The 18,636-nt window shown below is 61.1% G+C and carries 16 protein-coding genes and 1 pseudogene; 14 read left to right on the plus strand and 3 right to left on the minus strand.

The annotated features are described in order from the left end of the window. Positions 1 to 21: 21 nt before the first annotated feature. Positions 22 to 387 (minus strand): helix-turn-helix domain-containing protein, encoded by a 366-nt coding sequence (locus tag ACZRJ6_RS16260; RefSeq protein ID WP_463969530.1) that lies wholly within the window; start codon positions 385 to 387, stop codon positions 22 to 24. A gap of 81 nt (positions 388 to 468) precedes the next feature. On the opposite strand from ACZRJ6_RS16260, the pseudogene ACZRJ6_RS16265 reads away from it, so the two are divergent. Next, positions 469 to 665 (plus strand): annotated as a pseudogene (locus tag ACZRJ6_RS16265) (helix-turn-helix domain-containing protein). A 64-nt stretch (positions 666 to 729) separates the two neighbouring features. Here ACZRJ6_RS16265 and ACZRJ6_RS16270 read toward each other — a convergent pair. Beyond that, positions 730 to 1,176: a GNAT family N-acetyltransferase gene (locus ACZRJ6_RS16270; protein WP_463969529.1), complete on the minus strand. Its 447-nt coding sequence runs from the start codon at positions 1,174 to 1,176 to the stop codon at positions 730 to 732. A gap of 18 nt (positions 1,177 to 1,194) precedes the next feature. Beyond that, positions 1,195 to 1,944, minus strand: a complete 750-nt coding sequence (locus ACZRJ6_RS16275; RefSeq protein ID WP_463969528.1) for a carbon-nitrogen hydrolase family protein — start codon at positions 1,942 to 1,944, stop codon at positions 1,195 to 1,197. Between the two features lie 148 nt (positions 1,945 to 2,092). On the opposite strand from ACZRJ6_RS16275, the gene ACZRJ6_RS16280 reads away from it, so the two are divergent. The 13 genes from ACZRJ6_RS16280 to ACZRJ6_RS16340 all read left to right on the plus strand — a co-directional run bounded on the left by ACZRJ6_RS16280 (position 2,093) and on the right by ACZRJ6_RS16340 (position 18,602). Beyond that, positions 2,093 to 2,227: a hypothetical protein gene (locus ACZRJ6_RS16280; RefSeq protein WP_463969527.1), complete on the plus strand. Its 135-nt coding sequence runs from the start codon at positions 2,093 to 2,095 to the stop codon at positions 2,225 to 2,227. Positions 2,228 to 2,564: 337 nt separating this feature from the next. Then, on the plus strand, positions 2,565 to 3,653 hold the full coding sequence (locus ACZRJ6_RS16285) for a 3-deoxy-7-phosphoheptulonate synthase (protein ID WP_463969526.1): 1,089 nt from the start codon (positions 2,565 to 2,567) through the stop codon (positions 3,651 to 3,653). Positions 3,654 to 3,702: 49 nt separating this feature from the next. Then, positions 3,703 to 3,984, plus strand: coding sequence for a peptidylprolyl isomerase (locus ACZRJ6_RS16290; protein WP_149413954.1), 282 nt, complete (start codon positions 3,703 to 3,705; stop codon positions 3,982 to 3,984). Between the two features lie 139 nt (positions 3,985 to 4,123). Continuing rightward, positions 4,124 to 6,007, plus strand: a complete 1,884-nt coding sequence (locus tag ACZRJ6_RS16295; protein ID WP_463969525.1) for an extracellular solute-binding protein — start codon at positions 4,124 to 4,126, stop codon at positions 6,005 to 6,007. After that, entirely contained in the window at positions 6,007 to 7,068 is a 1,062-nt protein-coding gene (locus ACZRJ6_RS16300) for a microcin C ABC transporter permease YejB (protein ID WP_463969524.1), read from the plus strand. Before ACZRJ6_RS16295 ends, ACZRJ6_RS16300 begins: the two co-directional genes overlap by 1 nt. Next, the gene (locus ACZRJ6_RS16305) at positions 7,068 to 8,090 is read left to right on the plus strand and encodes an ABC transporter permease (protein ID WP_463969523.1); all 1,023 of its coding nucleotides are present in this window, start codon (positions 7,068 to 7,070) and stop codon (positions 8,088 to 8,090) included. The genes ACZRJ6_RS16300 and ACZRJ6_RS16305 overlap by 1 nt, the downstream gene beginning before the upstream one ends. Before the next feature lie 14 nt (positions 8,091 to 8,104). Beyond that, positions 8,105 to 9,676: an ABC transporter ATP-binding protein gene (locus tag ACZRJ6_RS16310; RefSeq protein ID WP_463969522.1), complete on the plus strand. Its 1,572-nt coding sequence runs from the start codon at positions 8,105 to 8,107 to the stop codon at positions 9,674 to 9,676. Positions 9,677 to 9,691: 15 nt separating this feature from the next. Beyond that, positions 9,692 to 11,098 carry a sigma-54 interaction domain-containing protein gene (locus ACZRJ6_RS16315; RefSeq protein WP_463969521.1) on the plus strand — a complete coding sequence of 469 codons (1,407 nt, stop codon included), beginning with the start codon at positions 9,692 to 9,694 and terminating at the stop codon, positions 11,096 to 11,098. 298 nt (positions 11,099 to 11,396) lie between these two features. Next, entirely contained in the window at positions 11,397 to 12,788 is a 1,392-nt protein-coding gene (locus tag ACZRJ6_RS16320) for a GntP family permease (RefSeq protein WP_463969520.1), read from the plus strand. A 7-nt stretch (positions 12,789 to 12,795) separates the two neighbouring features. Then, on the plus strand, positions 12,796 to 13,569 hold the full coding sequence (locus tag ACZRJ6_RS16325) for a 3-hydroxybutyrate dehydrogenase (protein WP_463969519.1): 774 nt from the start codon (positions 12,796 to 12,798) through the stop codon (positions 13,567 to 13,569). A gap of 52 nt (positions 13,570 to 13,621) precedes the next feature. Beyond that, positions 13,622 to 15,577, plus strand: coding sequence for an acetoacetate--CoA ligase (locus ACZRJ6_RS16330; protein ID WP_463969518.1), 1,956 nt, complete (start codon positions 13,622 to 13,624; stop codon positions 15,575 to 15,577). Positions 15,578 to 15,729: 152 nt separating this feature from the next. Further along, complete coding sequence (locus ACZRJ6_RS16335; protein ID WP_463969517.1) at positions 15,730 to 18,267, plus strand: PAS domain-containing protein; 2,538 nt, start codon at positions 15,730 to 15,732, stop codon at positions 18,265 to 18,267. Positions 18,268 to 18,326: 59 nt separating this feature from the next. Beyond that, positions 18,327 to 18,602, plus strand: a complete 276-nt coding sequence (locus tag ACZRJ6_RS16340; RefSeq protein ID WP_149413944.1) for a peptidylprolyl isomerase — start codon at positions 18,327 to 18,329, stop codon at positions 18,600 to 18,602. Positions 18,603 to 18,636 lie beyond the last annotated feature (34 nt).

Raw genomic sequence — 18,636 nt, forward strand, 5'->3', positions numbered from 1 at the left:
GGTTCTTTCCCAAGCAAAGGCTCAGGAATCCTGGGTCGCCGGCTTGGCTTTTCCATTAAACGCGAATGAATGCTCCGCCAGGGTAGCGGTCAATCGGCGGATTGCGTCCTGGTCTTCCTTGAACATTGCCCGATAGTTGCCCAGCACTTTCTCTTCGATCTGGCTCAAGTTATCCAACTGGATGGGCGTAGGGCTACCTGTCAACACGTACAGGATATCCACACCTCTTTCAGCCACACGGGACAAGTAGTCGGCTTTCGGCGCCCGATCACCGTTTTCATATTTACCTTGCGCGTTCGCTTCTACGCCTCCTATTTCGCCAAAGTTTTTTTGCGACAAGCCAAGTCGCTCTCTTTCCAGCCTTAACCGCGAACCGATTCCACTCATTTGGATGTAATATCCTGTTCTGCACACCCCTAGAGGTGACACACTCATCTCGATTTACACAAACCTGAACGGTTTTGAACTATGCCCGGTACTCGCACTGCTGCACACAAGCCACGGCCTGGCGGGAGCATCAAGGCAAGTCTATTCAAGCGTTCGCCGGGCGCAAAAAGGGATGGCGTGGGGGAGCCCATAAGGTTGTAGTCCTGCTGGGCATGAAAGACGGCATCATCGCGTCAGTGGATGAAACCCCGAAGTACGATCAGGAAGTCGTCTCGTAGAGTCAGTATGCGCTTATTAGAATCGAGTGCCTGTTTTGCTGAAATGAGTGGATTACCCACCTGCTCACCGCACGTTGACGGGCAAACAATCAAGCTCCATGCGCCAGAAACAGTCTTCCTCGCCCACGATAGCCAAGCCCATGCGCTGATAGAGTCTTTTCGCCGGATTGGTCTTGAATACCGTCAGCCGTAGCAGGCCAAGTCCTTCCGTGTGCGCCTTGAGCGTCATTTGCTCCAGGGCCCAGGCACCCGCCCCTTGCCGGCGAAAGGAGTCGAGGATGTGCAATTCGCGAATATAGAGTGCCTCGGCATCCCGACTCAGGCTGATAAAGCCCAATACGGTGTCGTCTCGGCAGATCAGCCAGTTTTCCCGGCCGACCCAGGCGGTATCGAAGCCCTTGTCGGACCACGACAAATCATAGTGACGGTAGTAATTGCCCATCGCCTGATGCGTCAGGGTTCGGGCGAACGCCAGGTACTGATCCGTCGCGACCCGCAGTTGAAACGCCATATGAGTGCGCTCCTTTAATCAAATCACCACCTGCTGCCCGCTCCACCGCCCGGCATTTCTGCGGGCGATCACCAAAACATCACCCACCCCAGGCGCCGCCGCGATCAAACTGCCATCTGCCGCCCAGATGGCGCTGCGCCCGGCACAAGTCCAGCCACCGGTAGGCCCGCCGTGATTGGCCATCAGCACCACCATCGAGTGCTCGGCCGCGTAGCCCTGGAGCAAAGCCGTGTCTGGCGCGTAACCGCCTTCGCTGATCAACACGCCGGCCGCGTAGACGTTGGCCCCAAGCGCGGCCGCCTGACGCGGATGGCTGGCGTGGGAAAAGTCTGCACACACCGCCAGTGCGACCCTGTCGTCACCCCACTCCAGCGCGGCGCCGCCCACTCCGGGGGCAAATGCCACTTCTTCACCGGGATGCAGGTGCTGCTTGCTGTACACCGCCAACGAACCATCCGCCGCCAATACCAGTGCGCCAATCAGCACCTCGGCGCCTGGTGCCAGCCGGATCGGCATGCCGACCACCGCCGTCATGTGCAGCTCACGGGCCATCTCACGCAGCGGCGCCAGCACTGCATCATCCGGGGCAATTGCCAGGTCAGCGGCGAGGGACGGCTCATAACCTGTCAAGGAAAGCTCTGGAAACACCAGCAACTGCACGCCTTGCTCGACTGCACGACGCATGAAGGTCAGATGGCGGGCGATGTTCGCTGGCACGTCACCAGCAATGGAGATGGATTGAGCAGCAGCAAGGGTCAAGGCAGTCATGTGGTCGCGTCCCAGCAATCATCGTGAAGTTTCATGCAGCATATCGGCAGTTGAGCCATAGCCGTAAGTACCCAAGCGCAATAGAAATTACTGATTGAATCCACCCGCACGCCTCAGTTAAGCTCCACCCATCATTTGGAGACACGCCATGTTGCAACTCACCCACACTCAGGTTCGCCCTACAGCCAACGCCCAGCGTTCGGTCGTGGCTACCCGCGTGAACGGTTTGAGCGCACTGGTCAGCTTTTATTTTGGTTATTGGTTTAGCCACTGGCGCGCCTGATACCTGAAATCGGCGCCCACGAATCAAGGGGTCGCCTACCAGAGAAATCTAACCCCCGGTCGGCTCCCCGACCGGGGGTTTTGTTTTTTCGGCCCCTCACTTTTTGCTTGATCCAGAATACTTAAAGGAATCGCAACATGAACTACATCACTTATTACCGCTACGACACTTGCACCGCCTGGCGATTTAGCAAGCTCCGCTCGGGACAGCCTGCCGCCTCCGATCGGTCACCTACAGGTGGCAAGCCAACACACGTAGCCAGTCTGGCCAATTGTCGAACACCCCAGTAGGGCCGAGCGTGCGGGAACAGCCCGCCGCTTGCCCAGGAAGCCCGAATATGAACTCGTCCATCGCCACCCTGCCTGCTTGCACCCTGTCCTGTGCCAATGAAACGCTGACCCAGCGTTTGCCCAGTTCCCTTGAACTCAAGCAGCAACTGCCCCTGAGCCCGTTCCTGACCGAGCAAGTCAGCGCCCATCGCCAGGCCGTGCGCGCCATTCTCGATGGCAAGGACTCGCGCCTGCTGGTCATCGTTGGCCCCTGCTCGATCCACGACCCGGAATCGGCCATGGAATACGCCCGCAACCTGAAGAAACTGGCCAATGAGGTCAGTGACCAGATGCTGCTGGTGATCCGCGCCTATGTCGAAAAACCCCGCACCACCATCGGCTGGAAGGGTCTTGCCTACGACCCGCGCCTGGATGGCAGCGACGACATGGCCGCCGGCCTGACCCTGTCCCGTGAATTGATGCGCGAAATGCTGCGCCTGGGCCTGCCCGTCGCCACCGAGTTACTGCAACCGATGGCTGCCGGCTACTTCGATGACCTGCTCAGTTGGGCCGCCATTGGCGCACGCACCACCGAATCGCAGATCCACCGGGAAATGGCCAGCGGCCTGGGCATCCCCGTCGGCTTCAAGAACGGCACCGACGGCGGCGTCGCCATCGCCTGCGACGCAATGCGCTCTGCCACTCATCCGCACCGCCACTTCGGTGTCGACAGCCAGGGACATCCGGCGATCATCCAGACCCAGGGCAACCCCGACACCCACCTGGTGTTGCGCGGCGGCCACCGTGGGCCGAACTACGACCGCCAGAGCGTGGCCCAGGTGAAAGACGACCTGGCGAAAACCAAGGTAGCCACGCGGATCATGGTCGATTGCAGCCACGCCAACAGTGGCAAGGACCCTTTACGCCAACCGGCAGTGTTCAATGAGGTGCTGGAGCAGCGCTTGCAAGGCGACACATCACTGATCGGCATGATGCTGGAAAGCCACCTGTTCGAAGGCTGTCAACCACTGGGCCCGTCGATGCGCTACGGGGTATCGGTGACAGACGGTTGCCTGGGTTGGAACGGGACAGACCAGTTGCTGCGCGACGCTGCCCATCGGCTGCGTGAACATCATCGGAACTTTGCCGGGAAATAACCGCCTGAATCCGGTACGCTCACCTTTTTTATTCAAGGAGTTACCCCTCATGGCCAAAGCCACCGCCCGCCACATCCTGGTTGCCACTGAAGACAAGTGCAACGAACTGAAGACCCAGATCGAAGGCGGCGCCGACTTCGCCGAAGTTGCCAAAGCCAACTCCTCTTGCCCATCCAGCCGTCAAGGTGGCGACCTGGGCTCGTTCGGTCCAGGCCAGATGGTCAAGGAGTTCGACGCCGTGGTCTTCAGCGCCCCGGTCAATACCGTGCAAGGCCCAGTGAAAACCCAGTTCGGTTATCACCTGCTGGAAGTGACCAGTCGCCAGGACTGATCCCTGTGCACTGATGCATAAAACAACGGCCCGCCTTTTGGTGGGCCGTTGTGTTTGTGCGACAGCATGGCGACTGGCGACGCGTGCGCGGTTAGCGTACAAATCCCCTTCCTTCTTCACCCGGCGCTCAAGGCTGATAATGCGACTGGACTTCTTCACCTTATTTGGCTCGACCCTGCTTTGCTCCACCCTGGCCCTGCTGATGGCGAGCGCGGCCGTTGTCGCCGCGCCGCAACAGGCATTGACCGTCTACGGAGAACCGGCGAAATACCCCGCCGACTTCAGCCACTTTGCCTACGCCAATCCCAAGGCCCCCAAGGGCGGTAGCCTGCGGCGCTCGGCCGTGGAGATCGGCCGTTTCGACCACGTCCTGCCGTATATCGATAAAGGCATCGGCGTCAGCCAACTCGACGGCTGGGTGTACTCGCCCCTGGCCCAGCGCTCCCTGGATGAGCCCTACACCGTCTATGGCCTGGTGGCGGAAAAAATGGAGCGGTCAGACGACGGTCTGTCCCTGCGTTTCTACCTCAACCCCAAAGCCAAGTTTGCCGATAACACGCCGATCACCGCCGAAGACGTGCGCTACACCTTCGACCTGCTGATGACCCAGGGCAGCCTGCGTTACCGAACCCTGTTCGCCGACGTCAAGCACGTCGAAGTGGAAGGCCCTCGGCAAGTGCGCTTCGACTTTTCCAGCAACGAAAACCGCACCCTGCCCCTGGACATCGCCACCCTGCCGGTCTTCCCCGAGCACTGGTGGAAAACCCGTGACTTCGCCAACGGCGGCGGCTACGAAGCGCCACTGGGCAGTGGCCCGTACCGCGTCAGCAAGGTCGATTCGGGCAACACCATCAGCTTCCAGCGCAACCCTGACTGGTGGGGCAAGGACCTCCCCGTCAGCCGTGGTCTGTACAACTTCGATCACCTGAGCCTGGAGTACTTCGGTGACACCGAAGTCGCGCGCCAAGTCCTGCGGGGCGGCGCCTACGATTTCAACCGCGAATTCTCCGCCACCGGCTACTCCATCGGCTACAACGGCCCAGCCCTGGACGACGGCCGCCTGCAACGAGCGCACCTGGCCAAGGACGCGCCGCAACCGGCCCAGGGCTACGTGTTCAACACGCAAAAACCGATATTCCAGGACCGCCGCGTGCGTCAGGCCCTGGCCATGCTCTGGGATTTCGAGTGGGCGAACCGGCAGATGATGCGCAATATGTACATCCGCCAGCAAAGCTATTTCTCCAACAGCCCGCTGGCGGCCACTCAGTTGCCGGACGCTCAGGAGCTGGCGATTCTCGAACCCCTGCGCGGGCAGATTCCCGACGAAGTCTTCACCAAAGTATTCAAGGCGCCGACCACCGACGGCACCGGCATGATCCGCGACAAACAACTGCAAGCCCTGGAACTGTTGGAACAGGCCGGCTGGAAGCCCGATGGCGACAAACTGGTCAACGCCGCCGGCGAACCGCTGGAGTTCACCTTCCTCAATGCCCAAGGCGGCCTTGAACGCCTGTTGTTGCCCTACAAGCGCAACCTGGCGCAGATCGGCATCACCCTCAATATCCGCCGTATCGACTCGTCGCAGTACGTCAATCGCCTGATGGCCCGGGACTACGACATGATCGTCACCGGCTTCCCGGTCACCACCTCGCCGGGGATGGAGCTGTACAACTACTTCGGCTCGTCCGCCGCCTTCGATCCCGGCGCCAACAACTACATAGTGTTGAAAAACCCGGCGGTGGATACTCTGATCACCGGGCTGGTCCGCGCTACCACCCAGGCGCAGATGCTCAGCTATGCCCACGCCCTGGACCGGGTGCTGCAATGGAATTACTACTGGATCCCCAATTACTACCCGCACGGCGCCTCGGCGGCATGGTGGAACCGCTTCGGTCGCCCGGCCGTGGCAGCCAGCAATGACGAAGCCCTGGAAACCTGGTGGGAAGTCAGCCACACACCGCTGACCAATGAGCAAATGGACGCCGAGCTGATCAAGCGCGGCCAGTCGGGAGGTGCCCACTGATGTTTACCTATATCGTGCGGCGCCTGCTGCTGATCATCCCCACCCTGGTGATCATCCTCTTGGTGAATTTCGTCATCGTCCAGGCCGCACCGGGCGGCCCGGTGGAGCAGGCCATCGCCCACCTGCAAGGGATTGGCGGCGGTGGCATTGGCGGCTCGTCCGGCGAAAGCATCAGCAGCGGTTCGCGGGCCAGTCGCGGGCTGGACCCAAAACTGATCAAGGACATCGAAAAACAGTACGGCTTCGACAAGCCAGCGCCGGAGCGCCTGTGGTTGATGCTCAAAAGCTACGCCCAACTGGATTTCGGCAACAGCTTCTTTCGCGGCTCGACGGTGATTGATCTGATTCTGGAAAAAATGCCCGTGACCATTTCCCTGGGCCTGTGGGCGACGCTGATCACCTACCTCGTATCAATTCCCCTGGGGATTCGCAAGGCGGTGCGCCATGGCAGCCAGTTCGACATATGGAGCAGCACGGCCATCGTCATCGGTTATGCAATGCCGGCGTTCCTGTTTGCGATGTTCCTGATCGTAGTCTTTGCCGGAGGCACCTCGCTGAACTGGTTCCCGGTGCGTGGCCTGGTCTCGGAAAACTTCGACCAGTTAAGCACTGTCGGCAAGATCGCCGACTACTTCTGGCACCTGGTGTTACCGGTCAGCGCCCTGGTGATCGGCGGCTTTGCCACCTTGACCATCCTCACCAAAAACTCGTTTCTCAATGAAATCACTCGCCAATACGTGGTCACCGCCCGCGCCAAGGGCCTGAGCGAACGCCGCGTGCTCTACGGCCATGTGTTTCGCAACGCGATGCTGCTGGTGATCGCCGGTATTCCCCAGGCGTTCATCAGCGTGTTCTTCGCAGGCTCCCTGCTGATCGAGGTGATCTTCTCCCTCGACGGCCTGGGCCGCATGAGCTACGAAGCCGCCGTCTCGCGGGATTACCCGGTGGTGTTCGGCTCGTTGTTTATCTTCACCTTGTTCGGCCTTTTGATAAAACTCATCGGTGACCTCTGCTACACCCTGGTGGACCCGCGCATCGACTTCGCCGCGAGGAACGCCTGATGCTCAGACTGTCTCCCGTGGCTCGCCGGCGCTTTGAACGCTTCAAGAAAAACCGTCGCGGCTGGTGGTCGCTGTGGCTGTTTATCGGTCTGTTCATCCTGACCCTGGGCGGCGAGTTGGTCGCCAATGACAAGCCCTTGGTACTCAGTTACCAGGACGAACTGTACTTCCCGGCCTTCAAGCGCTACACCGAACAACAGTTCGGCGGCCAACTGCCGTTCCAGGCTGACTACCGCAGCGACTACGTGCAAAAGCTGATCAAGAAAGACGGCGGCTGGATGCTGTTCCCGCCGATCCCCTTCAGCGACGACACCCCCAACTATGAACTGACCCGCCCTGCCCCAAGCCCACCGTCGACGGTGAACTGGCTGGGCACCGACGACCAGTCCCGCGACGTACTGGCGCGGGTGATCTTCGGTGCGCGGGTGTCAATCCTCTTCGCCCTGGCCCTGACTGTCATCAGCGGCGCCATCGGCATTGCCGCCGGGGCCTTGCAGGGTTACTACGGCGGCTGGGTAGACCTGCTCGGCCAACGAATACTGGAAGTGTGGTCGGGATTACCGGTGCTGTACCTGCTGATCATCCTCTCGGGGTTTGTCGAGCCCAACTTCTGGTGGCTGCTGGGGATCATGGCGCTGTTCTCGTGGCTGGCCCTGGTGGACGTGGTGCGCGCCGAATTCCTGCGTGGGCGCAATCTCGAATACGTCAAAGCCGCACGGGCGTTGGGCCTGAGCGACGGCAAGATCATCCGCCGGCATATCCTGCCCAACGCAATGAATGCCACCTTGAGCTATTTGCCATTCATTCTGACCGGGGCGATTTCAACCTTGAGCGCCCTGGACTTCCTCGGTTTCGGCATGCCGGCGGGCAGCGCCTCATTGGGTGAGCTGATCGCCCAAGGCAAACAAAACCTGCAAGCGCCCTGGCTGGGGCTGACGGCGTTTTTCACCCTGGCGCTGATTCTGTCGCTGCTGGTGTTTATCGGCGAGGCGTTGCGTGACGCCTTCGACCCACGATCATGAAAGGCAGCGAATGTATGACCGACAATCTGATCGAGATCCGCGACCTGTGCGTCGCCTTCAGCGGCCAGGCCGTGGTGCGCAAGCTGTGCCTGGATGTGCGCCCTGGCGAGTGCCTGGCGCTGGTGGGTGAATCTGGTTCCGGCAAGTCGGTGACCGCCCACTCGATCCTGCAACTGCTGCCCGAAGTCGACACTGAAACCACAGGCTCCGTGCGTTATCGCGGCCAGGAGTTGATTGGCGCATCCGCCTCCACCCTGCAAAAGCTGCGGGGCAACCGGATTGCGATGATCTTCCAGGAGCCGATGACCTCCCTCAACCCGCTGCACAGTATCGAAAAGCAGATCGGCGAAATCCTGCTGCTGCACAAGGGCCTGGGCGGCAAGGCGGCGCAAGCGCGCATCCTTGAGCTGCTGGAACTGGTAGGCATCCAGAAACCCCAGGAACGGCTCAAGGCCTATCCCCATCAACTGTCCGGCGGTCAGCGCCAGCGAGTGATGATCGCCATGGCTCTGGCCTGCGAACCGGAACTGTTGATCGCCGACGAACCCACCACGGCACTGGATGTGACGGTGCAGCGCAAGATCCTGGTGCTGCTCAAGTCCCTGCAACAACGCCTGGGCATGTCGCTGTTGCTGATCAGCCACGACCTCAATCTGGTGCGCAGTATTGCCCAGCGAGTCTGCGTGATGCGTGCCGGGGAAATCGTCGAGCAAGCCGACTGCCAAACCCTGTTCAGCGCCCCGCAACATCCCTACAGCCGCCTGTTGCTGGACGCCGAACCGGCTGGCGCCCCGTTGTGCCGCGACGAGTACGAGACCGTGCTGCAGGTCGATGACTTGAGCGTGCAGTTCCAGATCGGCGGCGGCCTATTTCGACGCAAGCAATACCTGCGGGCAGTGGACGGTATCAGCCTGAGCGTGCAGCGCGGCAAGACCCTCGGGATCGTTGGCGAATCCGGCTCCGGCAAGTCGACCCTCGGCCAGGCGATCCTGCGGTTGCTGGATTCCAGCGGCGGCATTCGCTTCCAGGGTGAAGCCCTAGACGGCCTGACCCACAAGCAAATGCGCCCCTGGCGCAAGCAAATGCAAGTGGTCTTCCAGGACCCCTTCGGCAGCCTCAGCCCGCGCATGTCGGTGGAGCAGATCATCAGCGAAGGCCTGGAAGTCCATGCCCCGTGCAGCCTCAAGGACCGCGAGGCGCAGGTGATTCAGGTGCTCGAAGACGTAGGCCTGGACCCCGCCAGCCGCCATCGCTACCCCCACGAATTCTCCGGCGGCCAGCGCCAACGCATCGCCATCGCCCGCGCCCTGGTGCTCAAGCCCGCGTTGATGCTGCTGGATGAACCGACCTCGGCACTTGACCGTACGGTGCAGAAACAAGTGGTCGCTCTGCTGCGCGAACTCCAGGAAAAATACGGCCTGACCTACCTGTTTATCAGCCATGACCTGGCGGTGGTGCGCGCCCTGGCCCATGACATGATCGTGATCAAGGACGGCAAGGTGGTGGAGCGCGGGCCGAGCCATGACGTATTTGAATCGCCACAGCATCCTTACACCCAAGAACTCCTCGCCGCTGCATGCGTGTAAAACGGATTGCCTGACATGAACACCACCGAAAGCCTCAAGGACTACCAACGCGTTCGCGCCCTGGCGATCCGCTCGTTGTTCAAGATCATCGAGCAGTCCAGCGAAGGCACGGTGATTGTCGACAGCGACGCCAATATCGTCTGGATGAACGAGCGCTACGCCAAGCGCTTCGGCCTCAAAAGCGCCGACCAGGCCATCGGTCAACCGTGCGAGCAGGTGATTTCCAACAGCCTGTTGCGCCAGGTGGTGCGCACAGACCTGCCCATCCTGCTGGATATCCAGGACACCCCCAAAGGCCCGCTGGTGGTGATGCGCCTGCCGATCCATGACGATGCCGGCGCGGTGATCGGCGCCATTGGTTTTGCCCTGTTCGATGAGCTGCGCAACCTGTCGCCGCTGATCGAACGTTACCTGAGCATGCAGCAGGAGCTGGCCTCCACCCGCTCGCTGCTGCGCTCACGCCAGAGCAAGTACAACTTCGCGCACTTTATCGGCACCAGCGCCGCCAGCCTGGAAGTCAAACGCCGCGCCCGACGCAGCGCCAGCGCCGAATCCCCGGTGTTGCTGCTGGGGGAAACCGGTACCGGCAAAGAATTGTTGGCCCAGGCCATTCACGGCGCCTCACCGCGCGCCCATAAGGCGTTCGTCAGCATCAACAGTGCGGCGATCCCCCATGACCTGCTGGAAGCCGAATTCTTCGGCACCGCCCCCGGCGCCTTCACCGGCGCCGACCGCAAGGGCCGCCCCGGCAAGTTGCAGATCGCCCAAGGCGGCACGTTGTTTCTCGATGAAATCGGCGACATGCCGCTGCCACTGCAAAGCAAATTGCTGCGGGTGTTGCAGGAGAAGGAGTTCGAGCCGGTGGGCTCCAACGAGATGATCCACAGCGACGTGCGGGTGATCGCCGCGACGTCCATGGACCTGGAAGCCGCGATCAAGCGCGGCGAGTTTCGGGCGGACTTGTATTACCGCCTTAACGTCCTGCCGATCCAGGTCCCGCCCTTGCGCGACCGCCTGGACGACCTGCCGGCGTTGAGTGAGGCAATCCTGGAGGAACTGCGCAGCGAGCATGAACTGGATCGCGAGGCCTTGGCGCTCCTGGCACAGCACGCCTGGCCGGGGAATATCCGCGAGTTGCGCAACGTGCTGGAGCGGGCGGCGCTGCTCAGTGATGACCTGGTGCTTGATGCCCGCGAGATTCGCGCGGCGATTGGCACGTTCAGTCCGGTGGAGCGCAGTGCCGTGGAGTCGGTTGAAGGTGAAACCTTCAGTGCGGCGCGGGAACGATTTGATCGGCAGGTGATTGGGGCGGCGCTTAAGGCGTGTGAGGGGAATGTGGTTGAGGCAGCGAAGCGGTTGGAGCTGGGCAGGTCGACGCTGTACAAGAAAATGGTGGCGTTGGGCATCGAACAATCTCAATAAAGAGATACAAATCCACAAATAGAGACACCCCTTGTAGGAGCGAGCTTGCTCGCGAAAAGCGCAAAGGCACCGCAGGCATCCTGGATGCCAGCGTTATCGTTGACGACCATCGCGAGCAAGCTCGCTCCTACAGTGGGTCAGTACTCGTCTCAAAACAGAGATAACTGCTGAATAAATTTTACTAAAATAAAATAATATTCATATATTTCAACAAGTTAACAACTTGGCACAAATCCCGCTATAGCCCCTTTCCACAGCTTCACCCCCACAAAAATAACAATCCGATTGGAGACACTCCATGAGTGTGATCATTGCCCTCGCAGCCCTCGCGCTGCTGATGCTGGCGGCCTACCGTGGCTACAGCGTCATCCTGTTTGCTCCCATTGCCGCCCTCGGCGCCGTATTGCTCACCGACCCCTCCGCCGTCGCGCCCGCCTTCACCGGGGTGTTCATGGAAAAAATGGTCGGCTTTATCAAACTGTACTTCCCGGTGTTCCTGCTGGGTGCGGTGTTCGGCAAGTTGATTGAGATTTCCGGCTTCTCGCGCTCCATCGTCGCCGCCGCCATTCGTTTGCTCGGCACTCGCCAGGCGATGCTGGTAATCGTGCTGGTCTGCGCCTTGCTGACCTACGGCGGCGTGTCGTTGTTTGTGGTGGTGTTCGCGGTGTACCCGTTTGCCGCCGAGATGTTCCGCCAGAGCAATATCCCCAAGCGCCTGATCCCCGCGACCATCGCCCTCGGTGCATTTTCATTCACCATGGACGCACTGCCTGGCACGCCGCAGATCCAGAACATCATCCCCAGCACCTTTTTCAACACCACCGCCTGGGCTGCCCCGTGGCTGGGCGTGATCGGCGCCATCTTCGTGTTCTGCGCCGGCATGCTCTACCTGGCCCGCCAGCGCAACAAGGCCCAGCGTGCCGGTGAAGGCTACGGCACCGAACTGCGCAACGAGCCGGAAACTGCTGAAGACATCAAGCTGCCCAACCCGTGGATCGCCCTGTCGCCGCTATTGCTGGTGGGGGTCATGAACCTGCTGTTCACCCACTGGATTCCCCTGTGGTACGGCAAAACCCACAGCCTCAGCCTGCCGGGCATGAGCGTGCCGGTGCAGACCGAGATCGCCAAGCTCACGGCAATCTGGGCAGTGCAAGCGGCGCTGTTGGTGGGGATCATCATGGTGCTGGTGTTCGGCTTTTCGGCGATCCGCAGCAAGCTGGCCGAAGGCAGTAAAAGCGCGGTCAGCGGTGCGCTGCTGGCGGCGATGAACACCGCTTCGGAATACGGCTTTGGCGCGGTGATCGCCTCCTTGCCGGGCTTCCTGGTGCTGGCAGACTGGCTCAAGGGCATCCCCGACCCGCTGGTCAACGAAGCGATTACCGTGACCCTGCTGGCCGGCATCACCGGTTCTGCATCCGGCGGCATGAGCATCGCCCTGGCGGCGATGTCCGAGAGCTTTATTTCGGCAGCACATGCGGCCAATATCCCCCTTGAAGTGCTGCACCGGGTCGCGGCCATGGCCAGCGGCGGCATGGACACCCTGCCCCACAACGGCGCCGTCATCACGCTGCTGGCGGTGACCGGGCTGACCCACCGCGAAGCCTATAAAGATATTTTCGGCATCACCATCATCAAGACCCTCGCGGTGTTCGTGGTGATCGGTACTTTCTATGCCACCGGCATTGTGTGAGGTTTTCATGACGACATTGAACGGCAAGACCGCCCTGGTCACCGGCTCCACCAGCGGTATCGGTCTGGGGATTGCCCTGAGCCTGGCCAAGGCCGGCGCTAACCTGATCCTCAATGGCTTCGGCGACGCCAGTGCGGTGATCGCCCAGGTGCAAGCGTTCGGCGGCAAGGTCGGCCATCACCCGGCGGATGTCAGTGACCCGGCGCAAATCGCCGAGATGATCGCCTATGCCGATCGCGAGTTCGGCGGCGTCGACATCCTGGTGAACAACGCCGGCATCCAGCACGTAGCCGCCGTGGAAGATTTCCCGGTGGAACGCTGGGATTCGATTATCGCCATCAACCTGTCCTCGGTGTTTCACAGCACACGCCTGAGCCTGCCGGGCATGAAGACCAAGTGCTGGGGACGGATCGTCAACATCGCCTCGGTGCACGGCCAGGTCGGCTCGGTGGGTAAGGCGGCTTACGTGGCCGCCAAGCACGGGGTAATCGGCCTGACCAAGGTGGTGGGCCTGGAAACCGCCACCAGCAACGTTACCTGCAACGCCATTTGCCCAGGCTGGGTACTGACCCCGCTGGTGCAGAAGCAGATTGATGATCGTATTACCGCCGGGGTTGATCCGCAGCAGGCGCAGCATGATTTGCTGGCCGAAAAGCAGCCGTCCCTGGAGTTTGTGACGCCGCCACAGTTGGGCGAGTTGGTGCTGTTCTTGTGCAGCGAAGCCGGCAGCCAGGTGCGTGGTGCGGCGTGGAATATTGATGGTGGTTGGCTGGCCCAGTAAAACCGGCCATGACAAAAGCACTGCACTATCAAAAAATAACAATAGGCCGATCATGTCCAACATCCTCTGGCAACCCAGCCCCGAACGCATCCGCACCACCCGAATGGACCAGTTCCGGCGCTTTATCAATGAGCGCCACGGCGTGCAGATCAATGACTATCCGGCCCTGCACCAATGGAGCATCGATGAGCGCCCGGACTTCTGGCGCGCGATTGTCGCATTCTTCGACGTGCAGTTCCGTACCCCGCCCAGCGCGGCACTGATCGAAGACGCACAAATGCCCAGCGCCCATTGGTTTCCCGGCGCCACCCTGAACTTCGCCGAGCACCTGCTGCGCCGTCGTGATGATCATCCGGCGGTGGTGGCCATCAGCGAAGATGGACAGCGCGAACAACTGACCTACGCCGAACTGGCCCAACACGTCGCCGGCCTGCAATACAGCCTGCGCGCGGCCGGTGTTGGCACCGGGGATCGGGTTGCCGCCTGCATGCCCAACACCTGGCAAACCCTGGTGGGCATGCTCGCCACTACCAGCCTGGGTGCGATCTGGTCCTGCTCTTCGCCGGACTTCGGCACTCAAGGGGTGATCGACCGCTTCGGCCAAATAGAACCCAAGGTGCTGATCACCTGCGCCGGTTACCGCTACGCCGGCAAGGTCATCGACCAGAGCGCCAAGCTCAATGAAATCCTCGAACGCCTGCCGTCCCTGCAACAACTGATCATCGTGCCTTACGCCCGGCCCGAGGCACGCGCTGAGGATTATCGGACCCAGGCCAAGGTTGCGCTGTGGGAGGAGTTCTACGCCGTCGGCGGCGAGCCCGAATTCGTCGCCGTACCCTTCGATCACCCGCTGTACATCCTCTATTCCAGCGGCACCACCGGCGTACCCAAGTGCATCATCCACGGCACCGGCGGCGTGCTGCTGACCCACCTCAAGGAACACGGCCTGCACGCCGACCTGTCCAGGGACGACTGCCTGTTCTACTACACCACCTGCGGCTGGATGATGTGGAACTGGCTGGTCTCGGTGCTGGCCATCGGCGCCACGGCAGTGCTGTATGACGGCTCGCCGTTTCATCCGGGGCCGGAGCGGTTGATTGACCTGATCGACCAGGAAAAAATCAGCGTCTTCGGCACCAGCCCGAAATACCTCGCGACCCTGGAAAAGGCCGGCCTCAAGCCGCGCCTGAGCCACGACCTGAGTAGCCTCAAGGGCCTGATTTCCACCGGTTCGCCACTGTCGCCCCAGAGCTACGACTACGTGTACCGCGAGGTCAAGGAAGAACTGTGCCTGTCATCCATGTCCGGCGGCACCGATATAGTCTCCTGCTTTGTGATTGGCAACCCTGTGCTGCCCGTACGGCGCGGCGAAATGCAGTGCAAAAGCCTGGGAATGTCCATCGAAGTGTGGGACGACCAGGGACGCCCCCTGATCGGTGAAAAGGGTGAACTGGTGTGCACCCGACACTTCCCGGCGATGCCCATCGGCCTGTGGAACGACCCGCACCAGGAAAAGCTGCGTGCCTCTTATTTCAGCCAGTTTCCCGGTGTCTGGGCGCAGGGCGACTATGCCGAGCAACGGCCCAACGGCAGCCTGCTGATCCATGGCCGCTCCGACGCAGTGCTCAACCCCGGCGGCGTGCGCATCGGCACGGCAGAGATTTACCGCCAGGTGGAGAAAGTACCCCAGGTACTGGAAAGCCTGGCCATCGGTCAGCGCTGGCAGGACGATGTGCGGGTGGTGCTGTTTGTCCGCCTCAATGACGGGATAGAGCTGGATGAGGCGCTGCAACAGCAGATCCGCGAGGTGATCCGCGCCAACACCACGCCCCGCCACGTGCCAACGAAGATCCTCGCAGTGACGGACATTCCGCGCACTATCAGCGGCAAAATCGTCGAACTGGCGGTGCGCAACGTGGTGCATGGCGAGGCGGTCAAGAACACCGACGCCCTGGCCAATCCTGAGGCGCTGGAGCAGTTTCGCAATCGCCAGGAGCTGACCACCTGACCTGACAGAAAGGTAAAACGCTTTAGCCTTGGCGCACTCATTTGAAGACAAACCCCTCAAGCATGCTATTTTTCGAGGGTAGAAAGCCTTTCCCGACTCGCGGGATAATCGGTTTTTGTCATTCTTCAAAGCGTTACGCACAGGGCTTTTACATGAGCGGATCACCCACCGGCAGCGAGGCCGCAGCACTGATTACCCGGCTGGATTGGGCCAAAAACCCCCTCGGTGATGCCAGCGATTGGCCACAAAGCCTGCGCACTGCCGTCGACATCGTGATCCACTCGCCCATGCCAATGCTGTTGCTATGGGGCCCGTCACTCACCCAGATCTACAACGACGGCTTCGCCCTGCTGGCCGGCAACAAGCACCCTGCTGCCTTCGGCCAGCCGGTGGACTTGGTCTGGCCGGAGATGAAACCGTTTACCGACCCGATCTACAGTGCGGTACTCGCCGGCCAGGTACGCGCGTTCACCGAGCAGCGCTTCGTCCTGCAACGCAACCACCGCGACACCGATATCTGGCTGGACCTGACCTATAGCCCGATCCGCGACGAGCGCGGCAACGTCGCCGGCATTTTGGTCACCGCTATCGAGACCAACGAGCGCCGGCGTATCGCCCTGGAGTTGCAACAACGCTCCGAAGAAAGCCTCAAGTCCCAGCACAACACCGAACAACGCCTGCAACTGGCCCTGGCGGCCACCGATGCCGTGGGCACCTGGGACTGGGACATCGGCGAAGACCGCTTCATCGCCGACGCCCACTTCGCGCAACTGCACGGGGTCGACCCCCATGAGGCGAGCCTGCTGCCCATCAGCGACTACCTGGACGGCGTACACCCTGAAGACCGCGGCATGGTCGCCCGCAGCATCAAGCATTGCATCACCCACGGCACCGAGTACGCCGAGGAATACCGCCTGCTGCAGGCCGACGGCCAGGTGCGCTGGGTGTTCGCCCGTGGCCGCTGCTACAAGGATCATCATGGCCGCCCGGCGCGTTTTCTCGGCGCCGCCCTGGACCTGACTGAACGCAAACACACCGAACAAGCGCTGCGCCAAAGTCAGACCGAGCTGCAACTGATCATCAACGCCATGCCGGTGCTGATTGGCTACGTCGACCACGAACAACGCTTTCGCCTGAACAACAGCGCCTACCTGGACTGGTACGGCAAAACCCCGCAAGAGCTGTATGGCAAGACCATTCGCGAAGTACTCGGTGAGGAGGTCTATGCCGGGCGCGCCGATAAAATTGCCGCCGCGCTCAAGGGCAAGGCCTGCAGCTTTGTCACCGTCACCCCCCATCGGGATGGCCGGCCACGGCATGCGCTGATGAAATATTTGCCGCGTTTCAGCGGCGACGGTTCGGTGAATGGCTTCTACATTTTTGTGATCGATGAAACCGAACGCAAACTCACCGAAGAGGCGTTGCGCCACCTCAACGATAACCTCGAAGAGCGGGTCAGCCAGCGCACCCAGGCCCTGGCCGAGGCCAACCAGCGCCTGCAAAACGAGATGTACGAACGCGAACGCGCCGAGGACGCCCTGCGCCATGCGCAAAAAATGGAAGCGGTCGGCCAGCTCACCGGCGGTATCGCCCATGACTTCAACAACATGCTCACCGGCATCATCGGCAGCCTGGACTTGATGCAGCGCTACATCGCCGCCGGGCGCAGCGATGAGATTGGCCGTTTCACCGACGCCGCCGTGTCCTCGGCCCATCGGGCGGCAGCGCTGACCCATCGCCTGCTGGCCTTCTCCCGGCGCCAATCGCTGGACCGACGGCCTATCGACCCCAACCAACTGGTCGCCTCCCTGGAAGAGCTATTTCGCCGCACCAAGGGCGCCCATATCGAACTCAAGGTGCGGCTGGGCACCGATATCTGGCCGGTCAATACCGATGCCAGCCAACTGGAAAACGCCCTGCTCAACCTGGTGATCAACGCTCGCGACGCCATGCCCGATGGCGGCGAACTGTGCATCGAGACCGCCAACAGCTACCTGGATGGCACCGACATTTCCACCCCGGAGCCAGTCAAGGCCGGTGACTACGTGATGCTCGGTGTCAGCGACAACGGCGCCGGCATGAGCGCGAAGATCCTGGCCAAGGCCTTCGATCCATTCTTCACCACCAAGCCCATCGGCCAGGGCACAGGCCTTGGGCTGTCGATGATTTATGGCTTTGCCCAGCAATCCGGCGGCCACGTAACGATTCAAAGCGAGCCAGGCCAGGGCACTTGCGTGCGCCTGTACATGCCGCGCCTGCATGGCACCGCGCTTGAAAAAACCGTGCCCACCAACCTCGGGGAAGCCCCAGTGGCCCTGGCTGGCGAAGCTGTGGTAGTGGTCGAGGACGATCCGGCGGTGCGCATGCTGGTGGTCAATGTGTTGGATGAACTGGGTTACACCGCCCACCAGGCCGCCGATGCGCGGGCGGCGTTGCCGTTGCTGGAATCCGACCTGCGGGTGGACTTACTGGTGACCGATGTCGGGTTACCGGGGATGAATGGCCGGCAATTGGCGGAGATCGCCCGTCAGCATCGCCCCGGGCTCAAGGTGCTGTTCATGACCGGTTATGCCGAGATGGCCGCCGAGCGCCAGGGCTTTCTGGAAGAAGGCATGGACATGGTGGCCAAGCCGTTCTCCATTGACCTGCTGGCCAATAAAATCCGCAGCATGATCAGCACCCATAAATGAGTTCAGGCATAATCGCGCGCCTTAAGCCTTACGACATAAGCAAGCCAGGTAATTGATCAATGAAAGCCCAAGCCCGTCACATCCTGGTGAAGACCAGCGAAGAAGCCGAACAGCTCAAGCAGCGTATTGCCAAGGGCGAAGCCTTTGATGTGCTGGCGAAGAAGTACTCCACCTGCCCGTCCGGCAAGCGCGGCGGCGACCTGGGTGAAGTGCAACCTGGGCAGATGGTCGGGGTGATTGATGCGGTGATCTTCAAAAAGCCTCTGCGGGTAGTGCATGGGCCGATCAAGAGCAAGTTTGGCTATCACCTGGTGCAGGTGTTTTACCGCGATTGATGAGCCTTTATGGCGAGCGGACTTGCCCGCTCGC

Source organism: Pseudomonas sp. C321, from assembly GCF_055407105.1.

Bases quoted from the DNA above. Each gene is read 5' to 3' on its own strand.
- ACZRJ6_RS16260 (WP_463969530.1), bottom strand. From the start codon at position 387: ATGAGTGGAATCGGTTCGCGGTTAAGGCTGGAAAGAGAGCGACTTGGC.
- ACZRJ6_RS16270 (WP_463969529.1), bottom strand. From the start codon at position 1,176: ATGGCGTTTCAACTGCGGGTCGCGACGGATCAGTACCTGGCGTTCGCC.
- ACZRJ6_RS16275 (WP_463969528.1), bottom strand. From the start codon at position 1,944: ATGACTGCCTTGACCCTTGCTGCTGCTCAATCCATCTCCATTGCTGGT.
- ACZRJ6_RS16280 (WP_463969527.1), top strand. From the start codon at position 2,093: ATGTTGCAACTCACCCACACTCAGGTTCGCCCTACAGCCAACGCCCAG.
- ACZRJ6_RS16285 (WP_463969526.1), top strand. From the start codon at position 2,565: ATGAACTCGTCCATCGCCACCCTGCCTGCTTGCACCCTGTCCTGTGCC.
- ACZRJ6_RS16290 (WP_149413954.1), top strand. From the start codon at position 3,703: ATGGCCAAAGCCACCGCCCGCCACATCCTGGTTGCCACTGAAGACAAG.
- ACZRJ6_RS16295 (WP_463969525.1), top strand. From the start codon at position 4,124: ATGCGACTGGACTTCTTCACCTTATTTGGCTCGACCCTGCTTTGCTCC.
- ACZRJ6_RS16300 (WP_463969524.1), top strand. From the start codon at position 6,007: ATGTTTACCTATATCGTGCGGCGCCTGCTGCTGATCATCCCCACCCTG.
- ACZRJ6_RS16305 (WP_463969523.1), top strand. From the start codon at position 7,068: ATGCTCAGACTGTCTCCCGTGGCTCGCCGGCGCTTTGAACGCTTCAAG.
- ACZRJ6_RS16310 (WP_463969522.1), top strand. From the start codon at position 8,105: ATGACCGACAATCTGATCGAGATCCGCGACCTGTGCGTCGCCTTCAGC.
- ACZRJ6_RS16315 (WP_463969521.1), top strand. From the start codon at position 9,692: ATGAACACCACCGAAAGCCTCAAGGACTACCAACGCGTTCGCGCCCTG.
- ACZRJ6_RS16320 (WP_463969520.1), top strand. From the start codon at position 11,397: ATGAGTGTGATCATTGCCCTCGCAGCCCTCGCGCTGCTGATGCTGGCG.
- ACZRJ6_RS16325 (WP_463969519.1), top strand. From the start codon at position 12,796: ATGACGACATTGAACGGCAAGACCGCCCTGGTCACCGGCTCCACCAGC.
- ACZRJ6_RS16330 (WP_463969518.1), top strand. From the start codon at position 13,622: ATGTCCAACATCCTCTGGCAACCCAGCCCCGAACGCATCCGCACCACC.
- ACZRJ6_RS16335 (WP_463969517.1), top strand. From the start codon at position 15,730: ATGAGCGGATCACCCACCGGCAGCGAGGCCGCAGCACTGATTACCCGG.
- ACZRJ6_RS16340 (WP_149413944.1), top strand. From the start codon at position 18,327: ATGAAAGCCCAAGCCCGTCACATCCTGGTGAAGACCAGCGAAGAAGCC.